We start from the raw sequence: 17553 nt of genomic DNA, 5'->3' as shown, positions 1-17553 counted from the left end.
GATGCCCGGCGACGACAGGACCCCCCGGGTGCTGGTGGTCTGGTGCCCGGACTGGCCGGTGGTGGCCGTCACCGGCGACGACCCGGTGGCGGTCACCGAGGGCGGGCGGATCCTCGCCTGCTCGGCGGGTGCCCGGGCGGCCGGGGTGCGGCAGGGGCAGCGGCTCAAGCTGGCCCAGCGGCTCTGCCCGGAGCTGGAGCTGCGCGACCGCGACCCGGAGGCGGAGACCCGCCGCTTCGAGCCGGTGGTCGCGGCGGTGGAGGCCTTCACACCCCGGGTGGAGGTGATCCGCCCGGGCCTGTGCGCCATCCCGGTGAAGGGCCCGGGCCGCTACTTCGGCGGCGAGGAGGCGCTGGCGACCCTGGTCGGCACGGCGGTCGCGGACGCCCTCGGCCGGCCGCCGGTCCCGGACGCCGTCCCCGGCGCGGTGACGGTCCCCGGTGAACCACAACCCGCTGGACCCGCTGGACCCGCGGGACCCGCGGGACCCGATGTACCCGCGGGACCCGATGTACCCGCTGGACCCGCTGGACCCGCTGGACCCGCTGTACCCGCGGGCCCCACGGAACCTACGGAACCACCCGCACCGACGCGACCGCGAACCACCCCCCACGCCCTGATCGGCGTCGCCGACGGCCTGTTCGCCGCCGTGCTCGCCGCCCGTGCCGGGGTGCTGGTGCCCGCCGGGCGCACGGCGGAGTTCCTCGCCCCGTACCCGGTCGGCGCGCTGGGCGACGAGGCCTTGGCCGAGCTGCTCGACCGGCTCGGCCTGCCCACCGTCGGGGCCTTCGCCGCACTGCCGCCCGAGGCGGTCGCGGACCGCTTCGGCCCGGCCGGGGCGGTCGCCCACCGGCTGGCCCGCGGCCTGCAGCCGCGTCCGCTGGTGCCGCGCGACGAGGAGCCCGACCTCGCCGTGGAGCAGCGCTTCGACCCGCCGGAGCCGTCGGCCGAGCCGCTGGTGTTCGTCGCCCGCACGCTGGCCGAGCAGCTGCACCAGCGGCTGGCCGGGGCCGGGCTGACCTGTCGCCGGGTGGCCGTCGAGGTCGCCTGCGCGGACGATCGGACGGCCTCGCGGCTGTGGCGGCACGAGGGCCGGCTGTCCGCGACGGCGCTGGCCGAACGGGTCCGCTGGCAGCTGCAGGCCTGGCAGGGCGCGGGCACCTTCGCGGACAGCCGCGAGGGCTTCACCCTGCTCCGCCTCGCCCCCGACGGCCTCTCCCCGGACCAGGGCCGCCAACTCGCCCTGTGGGGTCAGGCGGTCGCGGACGACCGGGTGGAGCGTGCGGTGGCCCGGGTGCAGTCGGTGCTCGGGCACGCCGGGCTGCGCCGGATCGAGCCGGCCGGCGGGCGTGGCCCGGGGGAGCAGCAGGTCCGGGTGCCATGGGGCGAGCCGTACGAGGCGGCGGCCCCGGCGGACGCGCCCTGGCCGGGGCGGCTGGCGGGGCGGTCGGCGGACCTCTGGCCGGCCGTGGTGCTGCGCGAGCCGGCGCCGGTGCGGGTGCTGGACGAGGCGGGGCGGCCGGTCACGGTGGACGGTCGGGCGGGGGTGTCGGCCCGGCCGGCCCTGGTCGTGTTCCGGGGCCGGGAGGAGCGGGTGGCGGGCTGGACCGGGCCCTGGCCGGCGGTCGAGTACTGGTGGGACCAGTCGCAGGCCCGCCGCCGGGCGCGGTTCCAGATGGTGGTGGACGGCGGCCGGGCGCTGCTGCTCACCGTGGAGGGGGGTGGGTGGTACCTGGAGGCCGGCTACGACTGACCGGCGATCCGGGCACCAGGGGGGAGCAGGACCAGCTGGAGGGAGCAGGACCAGCAGGGGGGAGCAGGACCGGTACGAGAACGACGAAGGCAACCCCCGATGGGCTTCACCAGCCACCCCACCCTCCCCTGGAGCGAGCTGCACCGCCGGCTGACCGGCGCCGCGCCGGACCGCACGGTCGTCCCGCTGCGCCGCCCTGCCGGAGAAGGCCCTGCCGGAGAAGGCCCTGAAGTCCCTGCCGGGGACCCCGCCACCAGGACCGGAACCGCCGAACCCTGGGCCGAACTGCACGTCCACTCCGCCTTCAGCTTCCTGGACGGCGCCAGCGACCCGGAGGACCTGGTCGCCGAGGCGGCCCGGCTGGGCGTGGAGACCCTGGCGGTCACCGACCACGACGGCCTCTACGCCGCCGTCCGGCTCGCCGAAGCGGCCCGCGGGACGGGCGTGGCCACCGTCTTCGGCGCCGAACTGACCCTCCGCGACGGCGCGACCGCGACCGAGGAGCACCTGCTGGTCCTCGCCCGCGACCCGGCCGGCTACCGCCGCCTCTCCGCCACGATCGCCGCCGCCCAACTGGCCGGCGGCGCCAAGGGCCGCCCGGTGTACGACCTCGGGACGCTGGCCGACGCCCACGACGGCCACTGGGCGGTGCTCACCGGCTGCCGCCTGGGCCGGGTCCCGGCCGCCCTCGCGTCCGGCGAAGCGAAGCGCCAACTCCGCACCCTCACCGAGGCGTTCGGCCGGGAGAACGTGCACGTCGAGCTGATCGACCAGTGGCTGCCCGGGGACGACCGGCGCAACGGCGCCCTCGCCGCGCTCGCCACCGCGGTCGAGCTGCCGACCGTCGCCTCCACCAACGCCCACCACGCCGGCCCCGCCCAGGGGCGGCTCGCCCAGAGCCTGGCCGCCCTGCACGAGCGCCGCACCCTCCAGGAGGCGGCCGGCTGGACCCGGGCGTCCGGCACCGCGCACCTGCGCTCGGGCCGCGAGATGGCCGCCCGACTGGCCCGCTTCCCCGGCGTGCAGCGGGCCACCGCCGAACTCGGCCGGGCCTGCGCCTTCGACTTCGCCCGGCTGGACCCGGAACTGCCCGGCTACCCCGTGCCCGAGGGCGAGACCGAGATCAGCCACCTGCGCGCCCTGGTCGCGGCCGGCGGCCCGGCCCGCTTCGGCCCCGGCAACGCCGCCGCCCGCCGTCAGCTCGCCAGGGAACTGGACGTGATCGAGGACCTCGCGCTGGCCGGCTACTTCCTGATCGTGCACGACATCGTGGACTTCTGCCGCAGCCAGGACATCTGGTGCCAGGGCCGCGGCTCGGCCGCCAACTCGGCGGTCTGCTACGCCCTCGGGATCACCGCCGTCGACCCGATCCACTACAAGCTGCTGTTCGAGCGCTTCCTCTCCACCGCCCGGGACGGCCCGCCCGACATCGACCTGGACATCGAGAACCGCCGCCGCGAGGAGGTCATCCAGTACGTCTACCGCCGTTACGGGCGCGAGCACGCCGCCCAGGTCGCCAATGTGATCACCTACCGGCCCCGGCTGGCGATCCGCGACGCCGCCAGGGTGCTCGGCTACCCGCAGGGCCAGGTGGACGCCTTCAGCCGGCAGACCGACTTCCGCTCCGCCCCCGGCGCGGACGCCGTCATCCCCGCCGACGTGCTCTCGCTCGCCGGCCAACTCCACGGCCTGCCACGCCACCTGGGCATCCACTCCGGCGGCATGGTGCTCACCAAGGAGCCGATCGGGGAGATCTGCCCGACCGAGTGGGCCCGGATGCCCGGACGCTCCGTGCTACAGTGGGACAAGGAGTCCACCGCCGGCGCCGGGCTGGTGAAGATCGACCTGCTCGGCCTCGGCATGCTCGCCGCGCTGCACGACGCCTGCGACCTGATCGCCCGGCACCACGGGCTGCACTACGACCTGGCGAGCATCCCGGACGACGACGAGGGCGTGTACGCGATGCTGCGCCGCGCCGACACCGTCGGGGTGTTCCAGGTCGAGTCCCGGGCGCAGATGGCCACCCTGCCCCGGCTCAAGCCGGACCACTTCTACGACCTGGTGGTCGAGGTCGCGCTGATCCGCCCCGGCCCGATCCAGGGCGGCTCCGTCCACCCGTACCTGCGCCGCCGCGCCGGGGCGGAACCGCCCGGCTGCCCGCACCCGCTGATGGAGAACGCCCTCGGCAAGACCCTCGGGGTGCCGCTGTTCCAGGAGCAGATGATGCAACTCGCCATCGACTGCGCCGGGTTCACCCCGCCCGAGGCCGATCGGCTGCGCCAGGCGATGGGCGCCAAGCGCTCGCACGAGCGGGTCGCCCGGCTGCGCGAGCGGCTGCTCACCGGGATGGCCGAGCGCGGCATCCCGCCCGAGGTCGCCGAGGACGTCTACGGCAAGATCGAGGCCTTCTCCAACTACGGCTTCCCGGAGAGCCACGCGATCAGCTTCGCCTACCTGGTGTACGCCAGCGCCTGGCTCAAGCACCACTTCCCGGCGGCCTTCACCTGCGCCCTGCTGGCCAACCAGCCGATGGGCTTCTACTCGCCGCTCAGCCTGGTCGCCGACGTACGGCGGCACGGCGTCCGGGTGCGCGGGGTGGACGTCAACGCCAGCGGGCCGCGCCCCACCCTGGAACCGTACCGGGGGCCGACGCCGGTGCCGCCGCTGACCGCGGGCCGCCCGCAACCCGCCATCCGGCTCGGCCTGGAGACGGTGCGCGGCATCGGCGGCCCGCAGGCCGAGGCGATCGCGGCCGGGCAGCCGTACACCGACCTGGAGGACTTCGCCCGCCGCACCGGCCTGCCCGCGCCCGCCCTGGAGGCGCTGGCGACGGCCGGCGCCTTCGACTGCTTCGACCTGACGAGACGTCAGGCCCTGTGGGCGGCCGGGGCGTTCGCCGGGATCTCGGCCGCACTGATCCCCGGCACCACCCCCGGCACCGAGGCGCCGGAACTGCCCGGGATGAGCCCGGTCGAGGAGACCATCGCCGACCTGTGGGCCACCGGCACCTCCGCCACCAGCCACCCGCTCCAGCACCTGCGCGCCCACCTGGAGCGCGGCGGCGCGCTCAGCGCCGCCCAACTCCCGGACGTACCACCGGGAACGGCGGTGGTGGTCGGCGGCCTGGTCACCCACCGGCAGCGGCCGCCGACGGCCGGCGGGGTGCTCTTCCTCAGCCTGGAGGACGAGACCGGCCTGATCAACGTGATCTGCAACCGCCCGGTCTGGGAGTCCCAGCGCCGCACCGCCCTGGACCGGGCCGGCCTCCTGGTGCACGGCCACATCGAACGCGACCGCGGCGCCACCAACCTGATCGCCACCCGCCTCACCCCGCTCCGGATCGGCCTCTGAGCACGCGGACGCCTCAGTCGGGGTACCGCACCAGCTTGCTCAGGTCCAGGTCGAAGTCGAACGGCTCGGGGATGCGCATGCTGTCCCCGAACTTCCGGTCGTGCCGCACGTGGTAGCGGTCGTGGTTCGGCTCGGAGAACAGCGTTACCGCCCCCTCGCGCGGATCGACGATCAGATAGAGCGGGATGCCCATCAGCGCGTAGTCGCGGAGCTTGTCCACCCAGTCGTTCCCCGGGTTGGACGGCGAGACCACCTCGATCGCGACGAGGGCCTCCTCGGCGGGGGTGGTGTTGCCGGGCCGAGCCAGGGCGGCGATCGGAAGGTAGGTCAGATCAGGGCTGCGCTCCTTCGTCACGTCGGGGGTGGTCAGTGCGCTGTAGCCACTGAAACCGTAGTCGTCCGGGACATGGCGCTCGAACTGCCGCTGGACAAGCAGAATGTTCAGCTGGTGGATGTTGGACGGAGCCGCCTGCATGATCAGCGTGTCGCCGGACCATTCGACCCGGACGCCGTCGGGGGCGGTGCGCAGCACCTCCTCGACGAAGTCGCGGTGCCGCTCGTAGAAGCTCATGGTGACTCCTCCGGGTCTGTGCATTCGGCCGACTCGAAGTCTACGCACGTACCAGGACCGGGCCGTTCAGGCGCCGGAGGCCGGGGCGCGGCCCTTGCCGGGCGGGCCGGCGAAGACCTGGGCGATCGGGAGCCAGGCGGTGGCGGCCGGGCCGGTGGCGGTGAGGGAGAGGTCGTCGCGGTGGCGGCGCTGGGTGACCAGCAGGCAGAAGTCCAGGGCCGGGCCGGTCACCACGTCCGTCGCGTCGGCGGGGCCGAAGGCCCAGGAAGTGCCGTCGGGGGCGGTCAGGTCGAGCCGGACCGGGGTCTCCGGGGCGGGCAGGCCATGGGCGGTGAAGGCGAAGCCGAGGGTGCGCAGGCCCAGGTGGACGATGTGCCGCAGCCGGGCGGTGGGCTCCCGGGTCGCGCCGAGCGCGTCCGCGACGTCCTGGCCGTGCGCCCAGGTCTCCATCAGCCGGGCGGTCGCCATCGAGGGGGCCTTCATCGGCGGGCCGAACCAGGGCAGCCGCAGGTCGGCGGGGGCGGCCGCGAGCGCGGCCAGCACCTCCTCCCGGCCGGTCCGCCAGCGGGTGAGCAGGGCGGCGGGTTCGACGGCGGCACCCTCCCGGGCGCTCTCCTCGACCGGGTCGGCCCCGGCGGCCAGCAGTTCGGTGAAGGTCCCGCCGAGCGAGGCGGTGAAGCCCTCGGGGTCGCGGGCGGACAGCGCCGTCCAGTCGTCGGTCCAGGCCAGGTGGGCGATCTGGTGCGCGACCGTCCAGCCCTCGGCCGGGGTGGGCGTGGCCCAGCCCTCGGGCGGCAGCCCGGCCACCAGGGCGTCCAGGACGGCGCTCTCGGCCCGCAGGTCGGCCAGCAGGCCGTGCAGCACGCCGCCCGGGGAGCCCGGGGCGGCGGGGAAGCTGGCGGTGTTCGGCTCGGTCATCGGATTCCCCTCGGATCACGGCAGTCGCTACCCGTCGGTAGTCCGCGGCCGCACCCTATGCCCCGCGCGCCGCCGCCGTCCCGAACTCCGGGAAACCCGCATGTCAGGTCTCGCCACCGGCTCCACCGCGTGTGACAATTCCGCGATGACCAGGGCCGCGGACACCCTCACCGCTGCGCACCCGGCCGATGCCGCCGCGCGATCCGCCGACAGCACCGTGCGACCCGTCGGCACGGCACCGGCCGACGACCCCGAACTCGCCGCCCGCGCCGCCGAACTGGTGCGGGACGCGGTGCTCGGCGACCTGGCCCGCCGGGTGGTGGCCGAGTGCGGTGCCGACGTCGGCCTGGTCGGCGTGCCCGAGCCGCTGCCGGGCGCCCGCGCCGGGGAGGACGGCATGGTGCTGCGCCACTGGGCGGGCACCCGCGCCGACCTGCTGCACGACCTGGCCGTCCCGGCCGGGCTGGGCCTGGGCGGCCGGGCGCTGGCCGAGCGCGCACCCAGCTGGGTGCCCGACTACCGTGCGGCGACGACCATTTCGCACCACTACGACGCGGCCGTGGCCGCCGACGACCTGTACGCGATGCTCACCGTCCCGCTGCTGGACGGCGACACCGTGCACGGCGTGGTGTACGCCTCGCTGCGCGCCGTGGTGCCGTTCGGGGACGTCCGGATCTCCGCCGTCGGCAAGCTGGCCGCGACCGCCACCCGGGCGCTCGCCGGGGCCGCCGCCTGGAGCAAGGAGAACCCGGGACCGACCGCCCCCGTACGGCCGGCGGCCCCCGTACGGCCCGCCCCCGCAAGGCCGTTGACCCCGCGCGAGCACGAGGTGCTGCGCTGGGCGGCGACCGGCCGGACCAACCCGGAGATCGCCGCCCACCTGGGCCTGACCTGCAACACCGTGACCGGCTACCTCAAGTCCGCGATGCACAAGCTCGGTGTCCGCAACCGCACCGAACTCGCCCTCACCGCACGGGAATCCGGACTCGTCAGTTGACCTGCCGCTCCCGCCCGCTCCAGTACGGCTCGCGCAGCCGGAACTTCTGCAGCTTCCCGGTGGCCGTGCGCGGCAGCGCGTCCCGGAACTCCACCGTGGTGGGCGACTTGTAGCCGGCCAGCCGCTGCTTGCAGTGCGCGATCAACTCCGCCTCGGTGACGGGCTCCTGGCCCTCCCGGAGCACCACCAGCGCCTTGACCGTCTCGCCCCACTTCTCGTGCGGCACCCCGATCACGGCCACCTCGGCCACCGCCGGGTGGCCGTACAGGCAGTCCTCCACCTCGATCGAGGAGACGTTCTCCCCGCCGCTGATGATGACGTCCTTCTTCCGGTCCGAGATGGACAGTTGGCCGTCGGTGAGGGTGCCGCCGTCGCCGGTGTGGAACCACTCGTCGCGCAGCGCCTCGGCGGTCGCCGCCGGCTGCTGCCAGTAGCCGGCCAGCACGGTGTTGGAGCGCACCAGCACCTCGCCGGACGCGTCCACCCGCAGCTGGGTGCCGAGCGCCGGGGCGCCGGCCTGCACCAGCTTCTCGGCCCGCTCGGCGGTCGGCAGGGCGTCCCACTCGGCGCGCGAGCGGTTGACCGTGACGATCGGGGCGGTCTCGGTCAGCCCGTAGAGCTGCATGAACTCCCAGCCCAGCCGCTCCTCGACCTGCTGCACCACCGAGGTGGGCGGCGGCGCGCCGGCCACGATCATCCGCACCCGGTCCCGGCCGGGCACCGGGCCGTCCCAGTCGGCCGCCGCGTCCAGCACCATCTGCACCACGGCGGGTGCGCCGGACAGGAAGGTCACCCCGTGCCGCTCGACCCGGCGCAGGATCTCCGCGCCGTCCACCTTGCGCAGCACGATGTGCCGGGCGCCGAGGCCGGTGAGTGCGAACGGCAGGCCCCAGCCGTTGGCGTGGAACATCGGCAGGGTGTGCAGGTACACGTCCCGGTCGCTCGCGCCGTAGTGCAGGCCCATCAGTGTCGCGTTCAGCCACACGTTGCGGTGGGTGAGCTGAACGCCCTTGGGGCGGGCGGTGGTTCCGCTGGTGTAGTTGATGGTGGCGGTGTCGTTCTCGGAGATCGCGTATCGGCGGGGCTGGTTGGCGAAGTCGTACAGCAGGGCGTCGCTGTCCGCGCCGAGCGTGAACTTGTGCTTGGCCACCACCCCGTGCAGCGCGTCGGCGAGTTCGGGGTCGACCAGCAGGACGGAGGCGCCGCTCTGCTCGACGATGTACGCGACCTCCTCGGCCCGCAGCCGGAAGTTCACCGGCACCAGGACCCGGCCGTACCCGCTCACCCCGAAGAAGGAGGTGAGCAGCCGGGCCGAGTTGTGCGAGACGATCGCGACCCGCTCGCCCGGCCCGACGCCGAGTCGGTCCAGTCCGGCGGCCTGGGCGCGGGCGAGTTCGGCGATCCGCCGGTAGCTCGGCCCGCCCCAGGACTCGGCCGGCTGCTCGGGTTCGTCGACGATGCCGACCCGGTCGCCGTAGACCAGCTCGGCCCGGTCGAGGAAGTCCAGCACGGAGAGTGGAATCTGCATGCGCCCACTGTCCTCTCCGGCCAGCCCCCTGCACACCCCCGATCGGGGGTGTCACCCTTCCGCAGCAGCACCCGCAGCAGCACCCGTGACAGCACCCGCCGAAGCCGCAGCACCCGCAGCACCCGCCGAAGCGGCGGCACCCGCCGCCGCCAGGCCCGCGACCAGCCGGTCCCGGGCCTCGGTCTGGGCGGCGATCCGGCGCTCCAGCACCGCCAGCCGCTCCCGGACGATCCCCAGTACCTGCTCGGACGGCGGTTGGGAGAGCACGTCCCCGTCCAGGCAGCCGAGCAGCGGCCGCAGATCGTCCAGGGTGAGCCCGGCGGCGACCAGGGAGCGGATGTTGCGCACCCGCGCGACCGCCGGATCCGCGTATTCCCGGTAGCCGTTGGCCGCCCGATCGGACGTGATCAGCCCGGCCTGTTCGTAGTGCCGCAGCGCCCGGGCGGTGCTGCCCGTCCGCCGTGCCAGTTCCCCGATCCGCACCGCTGCCCGCCTCGTCCGTCGCTCAGGCCACCAGCGCGCCCCCGTCCACCGAGAAGACTACGCCGGTCACGAACGAGGCCTCCGGCGCCGCGAGTTGGGTGATCGCCCAGGCCACCTCGGCAGGTCGGCCGATCCGGCCCAGCGGGGTCTGCGCCAGCTGCCAGGCGCGCAGAGCCGCGGTTTGCTCCGGGCTGTACCCGGAGTGCTCGCCGATCGGGGTGTCGATCGCGCCGGGCGCCACCGCCACCACCCGGATGCCGCGCGGGGCGAGTTCCACCGCCCAGCTGCGGGTGATCGTCTCCAGTGCGGCCTTGCCCGCCGCGTACACCGAGTTGGTGGGCCAGCCGCGCTGCCCGACGGCCGTGCTGACGTTGACCACCACGCCCCGGCTCTCGGTCAGGGCCGGCACCGCGGCCTGTCCGAGCAGCACGGGGGCGACCAGGTTGGTGGACAGCAGTGCCTCGATACCGGCCCGGTGGAAGCCGCCGAGGTGCTGGCCGCTGTGCACGATGCCGGCGTTGTTGACCAGGACGTCGAGCCGTCCGTACCGCTCCAGGGCCGTTCCGACGACCTGTTCCGGGGCGTCCGGCCCGGTGATGTCGGCGACCAGCGGCTCGATCAGCCCCGGGTGCGCGGCCGCCGTCTCCGCCAGCGGCCCGGGCCGGCGCCCGACCGCCACCACCCTGGCGCCCCCGGCGGCGAAGGCCCACGCCGTCTCCCGTCCGATCCCCGTCCCGGCCCCGGTGACCACCACGACCCGCTCCGTCACTGCGTTCTGCTCGTTCATGGGGCCACTCTCCGACCCTGCCGCCAGCGTCAGGGTCAAGCCGCAACCGCGGGGCACCCGCCCGTCGTCCGTAGAGATCGCAACGAACCAGCGGGGGAGACCACTTGTGAAACGCCTGACCACCCGTCCGACCGCCGACGGCCTGCTGCTGCGCCCCTTCGAGGACGCCGACGCCCCGGCCCTGATCGAGGCCTACCGGGACGCGACGCTGCGCCGCTACACCCGTACCCCGGTGGACGATGCCGAGCAGGCCGCGCGCTGGCTGGACGTGCAGTACCAGGGCTGGGCGGCCGGCCTCCGGTACGCCTTCGCCGTCCTGGAGGCCGGTGAACTGGTCGGCAACGTGGTGCTCAAGCGCGGCACCCCGGGCGCGGAGCACGCCGAGGTGGGCTACTGGACGGCGGCCGCGGCGCGCGGCCGGGGCGTGGCCCCGCGCGCGGTGGAGGGGCTCACCGCCTGGGCCTTCGACGCCTTCGCCGAGGACGGCCTGCTCCGGCTCGACCTGTTGCACGAGGGGGACAACGACGCCTCCTGCCGGGTCGCGGAGAAGAGCGGCTATCCCTTCGCGAGGATCCTTCCGGCCTTCCCGCCGTACCCGTTGGACGGTCATCTGCACTCCCGGAAAAGGGCTGGACACGACCGAACGGCACCCGTGAGAGTGGGCGGCATGGCTTCCTTGGTACGACACGTGACGATCGACTGCGACGACCCGTTCACCCTCGCGGACTTCTGGGCGAAGGTGCTGGACGGCACCGTGGGCGAGGACGACAACCCGGGTGACCCGGAGGCCGTGGTGAAGTCCGCCGGCGCCGATCTGCTCTTCATCAAGGTGCCGGACGCCAAGTCGGTGAAGAACCGGGTCCACCTCGACCTCCAGCCGCAGGACCGCAGCCGGGACGAGGAGGTCGAGCGCCTGCTCGCACTGGGCGCCACGGTCGTCGCGGACCTGCGTCGCCCGGACGGCACCGGCTGGGTCACCATGGCGGACCCGGAGGGCAACGAGCTGTGCATCGAGCGCAGCCAGGCCGAGCGCATCGCCACCGGCGCCGCCTGAGCCCCGCAGACCCGAGCCCCGTCCGCGCTCGCCCGGGCCGTCGGCGGAGGTCCGGCCGATAATCGACCCTGTCTGATCCCAACGAGGCGATGCCTCCGAGCACCAGGCAGGTACCCCATGGCCGGAATCGCCGTGATCGGCGCCAACGGGACCATCGGCAGCGCCGTCGTCGCGGAGGCGGCGGCCCGCGGACACGAGGTCGTCGCCGTGGTCCGCGACCCGGAGCACTACCGGGGCCCGGCCGTCGCCGTGGTCCGCGGCGACGTGCTGGACCCGGCCGACGTGGCCCGGGTGGCGGCCGGCCGGGACGCCCTGGTGAGCGCCGTCGGCGGCGGCGACGGCCCGGGCCACCTGGCGTTGATCGAGCCCGCCGCCCGCTCACTGGTGGCGGGCCTGCGCACGCTCGCCGATGCCGCGCCCCGGCTGCTCGCGGTCGGCGGCGCGGGCAGTCTGGAGACCGCGCCGGGCGTACGGGTCTGGGACGCCCCGGGCCTGGCGGAGCCGATCCTGCAGATCATGCACGCCCACGGTGCGGCGCTGGACTACTACCGGACGGTCTCCGACCTGCGCTGGACGGTGCTCAGCCCGGCGGCCGAGATCGGCCCGGGGGAGCGGACCGGCCGCTACCGGACCGGCCTGGAGCAGCTGCTGTTCGACGCCTCGGGCCGCAGCCGGATCTCGGTGCCGGACTACGCGGTCGCCCTGGTGGACGAGATCGAGCAGCCCGAGCACATCGGCGAGCGCTTCACCTGCTGCGCCCTGTGACCGCCTGCGCCCGGTGACCACCCGTGCCGCTGCCGGTGACCGCCGCGCTCGTGCTCACCCGTTCAGCCCAGCTGGACGGACCGCTTCGCCAGCCCCATCCAGAACCCGTCGATCACGCTGCGCTGGCTGCCGAGGTCGGCCTCGCCGGCACCGAGGGTGACGAACAGCGGGGCGAAGTGCTCGGTGCGCGGGTGGGCCAGGCGTCCGGCCGGGGCCTTGTGCTCGAAGTCCAGCAGCGCGTCCAGGTCCTGGGCGTCCAGGGCGCGTCGGCCCCAGTCGTCGAACTCGGCCATCACCGAGCTGATCCGGCCGTCGCTGCTGAGCGCCCGCAGGTTGTGGGTGAAGAAGCCGCTGCCGATGATCAGCACGCCCTCCTCGCGCAGCGGGGCGAGCCGGCGGCCGATCTCCAGCAGCCGCTGCGGGTCGAGGGTGGGCATCGAGATCTGCAGCACCGGGATGTCGGCCTCCGGGAACATCTCCACCAGCGGCACGTAGGCGCCGTGGTCGAGCCCGCGGTCGGGGATGTCCTGGACGGGCGTGCCGGGGGCGCGCAGCAGCTTGCGCACGCGCTCGGCCAGCTCCGGCGCGCCGGGGGCGGCGTACTGGACGGTGTAGTAGTGCTCGGGGAAGCCCCAGAAGTCGTAGACCAGCGGGACGGTGGTGACGGCGCCGACGGCCAGCGGGGCCTCCTCCCAGTGGGCGGAGACCATCAGGACGGCCTTGGGGCGCGGCAGGTCGGCGGACCAGGCGGCCAGTTCGCCCGGCCAGACCGGGTCGTCGGCGAGCGGCGGCGCGCCGTGCGACAGGTACAGGGCGGGCATGCGCTCGGGGGCCGCGGCGCTCATGGCGTCCTCCTCAAGGGATCGGGCTGCGGGGGATCGGGCCGATAGTTCAAATTTGAACCTCTCCCGAAAACGCTACACCTTCGTTCGAATTTGAACAACAGGAGTAGGCTTCACCCATGTCCTCATTGAACGAACCCCGCTGGCTCGACCAGGACGAGATGGCCGCCTGGCGGGGCTTCGTCGTCGCGAGCAACCTGCTCAACCGGCGGTTGGAGCGCCAGCTCAAGGACGACTCCGGCCTCTCCCACCAGCAGTACGAGATCCTGGTGCACCTGTCCGCCGCCCCCGGCGACTCGCTGCGGATGACCGAACTCGCCGACAAGCTGGTCACCTCCAAGAGCGGACTGACCTACCAGGTCACCCAGCTGGAGCGGATGGGCCTGGTCGCCCGCCGTTCCTGCCCCAGCGACGTGCGCGGCGTCTTCGCCGAACTCACCGACCAGGGCCGGGAGATGATCCGCCGGGCCGCCCCCGGGCACGTCGCCCTGGTGCGCGAGCTGCTGATCGACGTACTCACCCGCGAACAGCTCGCCGTCCTCGCCGAGGCCCTCGGCACGGTCAGCGCCCGACTGCGCCAGGACGACACCCCGTAAACCGGCCACCCGCGCAGGTCGGCCACTCGCGCAGGTCGGCCACTCGCGCAAGCCGGTTGCTCACGCAGGTCGGCCCCTCGCGTAGGTCGGCCACTCGCGCAAGCCGGTTACTCGCCCAACGAGGCCGCCCGCGCCCGCAGCAGCTCCCGCTCCCGCTCGTTGCGGGTCAGCTCCGCCGCCCGCTCGAACTCCGCCCGCGCCTGCGCCGTCCGCCCCAGCCGGGCCAGCAGGTCGCCCCGCACGCTCGGCAGCAGGTGGTACTCCCGCAGGGCCGGCTCCGCCGCCAGCGCGTCCACCAACTCCAGTGCGGCGGCCGGGCCCTGGTCCATCGAGACGGCCACCGCCCGGTTCAGCGCCACCACCGGCGAGGGCGTCAGGACCAGCAGTCGCCCGTACAGTGCGGCGATCGTCGCCCAGTCGGTGTCCTCGTACCGGCGCGCCCGGGCGTGGCAGGCGGCGATCGCGGCCTGCACCGAGTACGGACCGCCGCCCGCCCGCTGGAAGGCCTCGAAGCCGCGCCGGATCAACAGCCCGTCCCAGCGGGCCCGGTTCTGCTCGGCCAGTAGCACCGGTCGCCCGTCCGGGCCGGTCCGGGCGGCCGTCCGGGAGGCCTGGAACTCCAGCAGCGCGGCCAGCCCGTGCGCCTCCGGCTCGGCGGGCACCAGCGCGGCCAGCACCCGGGCCAGCCGCAGTGCGTCCTCGCACAGCTGCGGGCGCAGCAGGTCGTCCCCGGCGGTGGCCGAGTAACCCTCGTTGAAGATCAGGTAGATGACCTCCAGCACCGAGGACAGCCGCTGCGCCCGGTCCTCGCCGTACGGCACCTCGAACGGCACCCCGGCCTTGGCCAGGGTCCGCTTCGCCCGGACGATCCGCTGCGCCACCGTCGGCTCCGGTGCCAGGAAGGCGCGGGCGATCTCGGCGGTGGTCAGCCCGCCGAGCAGCCGCAGGGTGAGCGCGATCCGGGCCTGCGCCGACAGCACCGGGTGGCAGGCGGTGAAGATCAGCCGCAGCAGGTCGTCGTCGATGTCGTCCGGCCCGGCCGGTTCCATCGGCTCCGGCTCCGGTGCGTCCTCCAACGCCCGTCCCACCTCGGCGAGTTTGCGGGCGTAGACCTCCCGGCGGCGCACCAGGTCGATCGCCCGCCGCTTGGCGGTGGCCGTCAGCCAGGCGCCCGGGCTGTCCGGCACGCCGTCGCGCGGCCACTGTTCCAGCGCGGCCACCAGCGCGTCCTGCGCCAGTTCCTCGGCCAGTCCGAGGTCCCGGACGATCCGCGCGGTCGCGGCGATGATCCGCGCGGACTCGATCCGGAACACCGCTTCCACGGTCGCCGTGGCATCCCTCTCCGTCACGGCCACCCATCAGAGCAGCCGACGGAGCGGGAGGCAACGAGCGCCACGGCCGTCAGCGGGCGTCTCCGCCGCTACCGAGGGGGCTGCGGCAGCTCGTCGATCTGCCGGACCTCGGCCTCGACCGGCCAGTGCACCGGGTGGGTCTGCAGGAAGCGCCGGGTCCACTCCAGGGCCTCCGCCTTGTCCTTGCACTGCAGGATGGCGTAGCCGCCGACGACCTCCTTGGTCTCGGTGAACGGCCCGTCGGTGTAGCCGATCTTCCCGTCGGTCCAGGACACCCGGGTGGCCTGGGCGGTCGGGGTCAGCCCGGCGGTCTCCAGCATCACCCCGGCCTTGGTGATCTCCTCGAACAGCGCCCCCATCCGCTGCTCGAACCCGGGGTCGGGCTCCCAGCCGTCCCGGGCGTTCTCGTCGATGCGGATCAGCGTCATGAAGCGCGGCATGGTGACTCCTCGGTCGTGCGGACGGGGCCTCTCCCCGGCCGCTCACCCCTGCGTCGAACGGGCCGGCGCCGGATCGACACCCGGCACGGAACATCTTTCCGCCGCCTTCCGAACCGGGCCCCCGGGCCGGGCCACCCGTGATCGAATGGTTCGAACACGAAAGCGGTGGAGGGGAGCGGGAGATGCTGGGGGAGATTCTCGACGTGCTGACGGCCGCGCTGGGGCCGACGTCGACGGGGTCGGCGCAGTCGCACGGACAACTCTTCAAGGAGGGGCGGGTGCTGGTCTTCGGGGGCTGCGTCGTCGGCACCCGGCCGTACTGCCGCCCGGAGGCGGCGTTCCTGCACCTGTCGCTCACGGCGCTCGCGTTCTCGCCGGTCCGGGAGGCCGACGTACGGGCCCGACAGCTGCCGGTCGACGGCCTGGAGACGGTCGAGGTGCGCAGGTGGCGCACCGGCGACCCGGCGGCGGTCAGGAGGAACTGGGACGTGGTCGAGTGCCGGGACGGCGAGTCCACCGTGCTGATCGGCTGCGAGCCCTTCTACACGAAGTACGTCCGCCAGGTGCTTCAGCCGGTGGGGGCCTGACCGGCCGCCGCCGGCCCGCACAGCAGGGCCGCCCGCAGGTCGAGCCGGTCCCGCAGCCGGGCCAGGTTGCGTCCGGTCAGCTCCTCGATCCGGCGGATCCGGTAGTGCACGGTGTTGACGTGCAGATGGAGCGCCTCCGCCGTCCGCGCCCAGGAGCCGTCGTGCTCCAGGAACACCGCCAGGGTGCCCAGCAGCGAGACGCTGTTCTCCTCGTCGTGGGCGGTCAGCGGGGCCAGCAGCCGGGCGTGGAAGGCGGCCGTCACCTCGGCCGGGATGCCGCTCAACAGCCCTGCCAGCGTGTCCAGTTCGGTCGCGCTGCCGACCGGTCCGGCCGGGTCCGGCAGTACGTACCGGGCCTGCACCAGGGCGGCCCGCAGCGCCCCGGCGGTGGGCGGGGCGGCCGGGCCGACGCCGATCCGCAGGGTGCGCCGACCGGTCAGCCGGGCCTGTAGGGCGGGCCGGGCCCGGCGCAGCCGCTCGGTGACCCGCTCGGCGGGCGCGGCCACCAGCGCGGAGCCGCGCCCGGTGCGGTCGGTGCCGGCCGCGTACGGCACGCCCAGCGGGTGCAGCGCCTCCGCCAGCGCGTGCGCGGCCCAGTCGGCGGGCACCTCGTCGCCGGTCCGGCCGGGTTCGATCCGTGCGGTGACCGCCGTCAGCGACCCCGCTCCGCCCAGCCCGCAGCCGGCCAGCGGTTCGGCGAGCCCGCCGTCGTCGACCAGCGCGTCCAGCAGCCGTCCGGCGGCCCGCCGCCGGGCACCGGCCGCGGCCCGGGCCCGGGTGGCGAGCGGGGCGAGCAGCTCGGCCAGGCCCTGGAGCGCCGGTTCCGCGCCCGGGGTGTGCGGGTGGGTGCGCAGCCGCCAGCCGTCGAACGGGGAGCCGTCCTGCGGGCCGACCGGCAGCCCGGGCCCGCCGCGGCCGACCGGTCCGTCGGACGGGGAGGCACCGGTCGACGCCTCGGGCCGGGAGCGGGCGATCCGTCGTCCGCCGGCGGTGCTGATCGAGCAGTCCGGCAGGCCGAGCCGGCCGACCGCACGGGTCAGCACCTCGTCCGGGCCGGCCTCGGTGCGGACCAGGTCGAGCAGTTCGCTCCGGACAGTCTCCGGGATCGCCGCGGTGTCCTGCGCCCCGGCCCGCAGGTCGCCCCAGAGCCGCAGGTAGACCCGGTCGGTGACGGCCCGGAAGCTCACCCCGGCGGGCACCGCGAGCAGCGGGATGCCATGGGTGCGGCAGGCCTCGGCCAGGCCGTCCGGGATGCTGCCGTGGGTGCCCTCGCCGGCCAGCAGCGCGGCGACGCCCGCGCTGCGCAGCGCGGTGGCGAAGCGCAGCGCGCCGGAGGCGTCGGCGGGCTGCCACCAGACCAGGCCGGTGAGCACCAGCTCGCCGGGCTGAAGGTAGCGGGCCGGGTCCTGGAGGTCGGTGGAGCTGACGCCGGTGACCGGGCGGTCGAGCAGGTCCGGGGTGCCCCAGGCCAGTCGGATGGACAGGTCGTCGAGGTGCAGCAGGTCGCCGACGATCATCTCTTGCTCGCT

16 protein-coding genes are annotated in these 17553 nt (G+C 74.8%); 7 read left to right on the top strand and 9 right to left on the bottom strand.

The window, feature by feature from the left end; translation table 11 throughout:
- The first annotated feature begins 1 nt into the window (after window position 1).
- Together ABTZ03_RS21030 and ABTZ03_RS21025 are read left to right on the top strand one after the other, a co-directional pair.
- A complete protein-coding gene (locus ABTZ03_RS21030) occupies window positions 2–1753 on the top strand; it encodes a DNA polymerase Y family protein (protein WP_350514547.1) in 1752 nt (583 codons plus the stop codon).
- Between the two features lie 99 nt (window positions 1754–1852).
- Complete coding sequence (locus ABTZ03_RS21025) at window positions 1853–5104, top strand: error-prone DNA polymerase (RefSeq protein ID WP_350514546.1); 3252 nt, start codon at window positions 1853–1855, stop codon at window positions 5102–5104.
- 13 nt (window positions 5105–5117) lie between these two features.
- On the opposite strand, the gene ABTZ03_RS21020 is transcribed toward ABTZ03_RS21025, so the two are convergent.
- Window positions 5118–5675, bottom strand: coding sequence for a Uma2 family endonuclease (locus ABTZ03_RS21020; RefSeq protein WP_350514545.1), 558 nt, complete (start codon window positions 5673–5675; stop codon window positions 5118–5120).
- A gap of 66 nt (window positions 5676–5741) precedes the next feature.
- The gene (locus ABTZ03_RS21015) at window positions 5742–6593 is read right to left on the bottom strand and encodes a TIGR03084 family metal-binding protein (protein ID WP_350514544.1); all 852 of its coding nucleotides are present in this window, start codon (window positions 6591–6593) and stop codon (window positions 5742–5744) included.
- Window positions 6594–6738: 145 nt separating this feature from the next.
- Here ABTZ03_RS21015 and ABTZ03_RS21010 point away from each other — a divergent pair, with 145 nt between their 5' ends.
- Complete coding sequence (locus ABTZ03_RS21010; protein ID WP_350514543.1) at window positions 6739–7590, top strand: helix-turn-helix transcriptional regulator; 852 nt, start codon at window positions 6739–6741, stop codon at window positions 7588–7590.
- Here ABTZ03_RS21010 and ABTZ03_RS21005 read toward each other — a convergent pair.
- Genes ABTZ03_RS21005 through ABTZ03_RS20995 form a run of 3 tightly spaced genes read right to left on the bottom strand, consistent with a single transcriptional unit; the run spans window position 7583 to window position 10388 of the window.
- Complete coding sequence (locus ABTZ03_RS21005) at window positions 7583–9118, bottom strand: AMP-binding protein (RefSeq protein ID WP_350514542.1); 1536 nt, start codon at window positions 9116–9118, stop codon at window positions 7583–7585. The genes ABTZ03_RS21010 and ABTZ03_RS21005 overlap by 8 nt on opposite strands.
- 51 nt (window positions 9119–9169) lie before the next feature.
- Window positions 9170–9601, bottom strand: coding sequence for a MerR family transcriptional regulator (locus tag ABTZ03_RS21000; protein WP_350514541.1), 432 nt, complete (start codon window positions 9599–9601; stop codon window positions 9170–9172).
- Window positions 9602–9623: 22 nt separating this feature from the next.
- The gene (locus ABTZ03_RS20995) at window positions 9624–10388 is read right to left on the bottom strand and encodes an SDR family NAD(P)-dependent oxidoreductase (RefSeq protein WP_350514540.1); all 765 of its coding nucleotides are present in this window, start codon (window positions 10386–10388) and stop codon (window positions 9624–9626) included.
- Window positions 10389–10494: 106 nt separating this feature from the next.
- Between ABTZ03_RS20995 and ABTZ03_RS20990 the strand changes: the two genes are divergently transcribed.
- Both ABTZ03_RS20990 and ABTZ03_RS20985 read left to right on the top strand, forming a co-directional pair.
- On the top strand, window positions 10495–11442 hold the full coding sequence (locus ABTZ03_RS20990; RefSeq protein WP_350514539.1) for a GNAT family N-acetyltransferase: 948 nt from the start codon (window positions 10495–10497) through the stop codon (window positions 11440–11442).
- Window positions 11443–11559: 117 nt separating this feature from the next.
- Window positions 11560–12207 (top strand): NAD(P)-dependent oxidoreductase, encoded by a 648-nt coding sequence (locus ABTZ03_RS20985; RefSeq protein ID WP_350514538.1) that lies wholly within the window; start codon window positions 11560–11562, stop codon window positions 12205–12207.
- A gap of 62 nt (window positions 12208–12269) precedes the next feature.
- On the opposite strand, the gene ABTZ03_RS20980 is transcribed toward ABTZ03_RS20985, so the two are convergent.
- On the bottom strand, window positions 12270–13052 hold the full coding sequence (locus ABTZ03_RS20980; protein ID WP_350514537.1) for a dioxygenase family protein: 783 nt from the start codon (window positions 13050–13052) through the stop codon (window positions 12270–12272).
- Window positions 13053–13177: 125 nt separating this feature from the next.
- Here ABTZ03_RS20980 and ABTZ03_RS20975 point away from each other — a divergent pair, with 125 nt between their 5' ends.
- On the top strand, window positions 13178–13645 hold the full coding sequence (locus ABTZ03_RS20975; RefSeq protein ID WP_350514624.1) for a MarR family winged helix-turn-helix transcriptional regulator: 468 nt from the start codon (window positions 13178–13180) through the stop codon (window positions 13643–13645).
- Window positions 13646–13752: 107 nt separating this feature from the next.
- Here the strand turns inward: ABTZ03_RS20975 and ABTZ03_RS20970 are convergent, their stop codons facing one another.
- Both ABTZ03_RS20970 and ABTZ03_RS20965 read right to left on the bottom strand, forming a co-directional pair.
- Window positions 13753–15000 carry an RNA polymerase sigma factor gene (locus ABTZ03_RS20970; RefSeq protein WP_350514536.1) on the bottom strand — a complete coding sequence of 416 codons (1248 nt, stop codon included), beginning with the start codon at window positions 14998–15000 and terminating at the stop codon, window positions 13753–13755.
- Between the two features lie 65 nt (window positions 15001–15065).
- Window positions 15066–15437 carry a YciI family protein gene (locus tag ABTZ03_RS20965; RefSeq protein ID WP_350514535.1) on the bottom strand — a complete coding sequence of 124 codons (372 nt, stop codon included), beginning with the start codon at window positions 15435–15437 and terminating at the stop codon, window positions 15066–15068.
- A gap of 182 nt (window positions 15438–15619) precedes the next feature.
- Here ABTZ03_RS20965 and ABTZ03_RS20960 point away from each other — a divergent pair, with 182 nt between their 5' ends.
- Window positions 15620–16024: a hypothetical protein gene (locus ABTZ03_RS20960; protein WP_350514534.1), complete on the top strand. Its 405-nt coding sequence runs from the start codon at window positions 15620–15622 to the stop codon at window positions 16022–16024.
- Here the strand turns inward: ABTZ03_RS20960 and ABTZ03_RS20955 are convergent.
- Entirely contained in the window at window positions 16006–17541 is a 1536-nt protein-coding gene (locus ABTZ03_RS20955) for a PucR family transcriptional regulator (protein WP_350514533.1), read from the bottom strand. The two genes, ABTZ03_RS20960 and ABTZ03_RS20955, sit on opposite strands and share 19 nt — an antisense overlap.
- Between the last annotated feature and the right edge of the window lie 12 nt (window positions 17542–17553).

It is taken from the genome of Kitasatospora sp. NPDC096077 (assembly GCF_040303245.1).
Lineage (GTDB): Bacteria > Actinomycetota > Actinomycetes > Streptomycetales > Streptomycetaceae > Kitasatospora.
The sequence above is the reverse complement of the archived record's forward strand: the minus strand, read 5'-3'. Positions and strand labels throughout refer to the sequence as shown.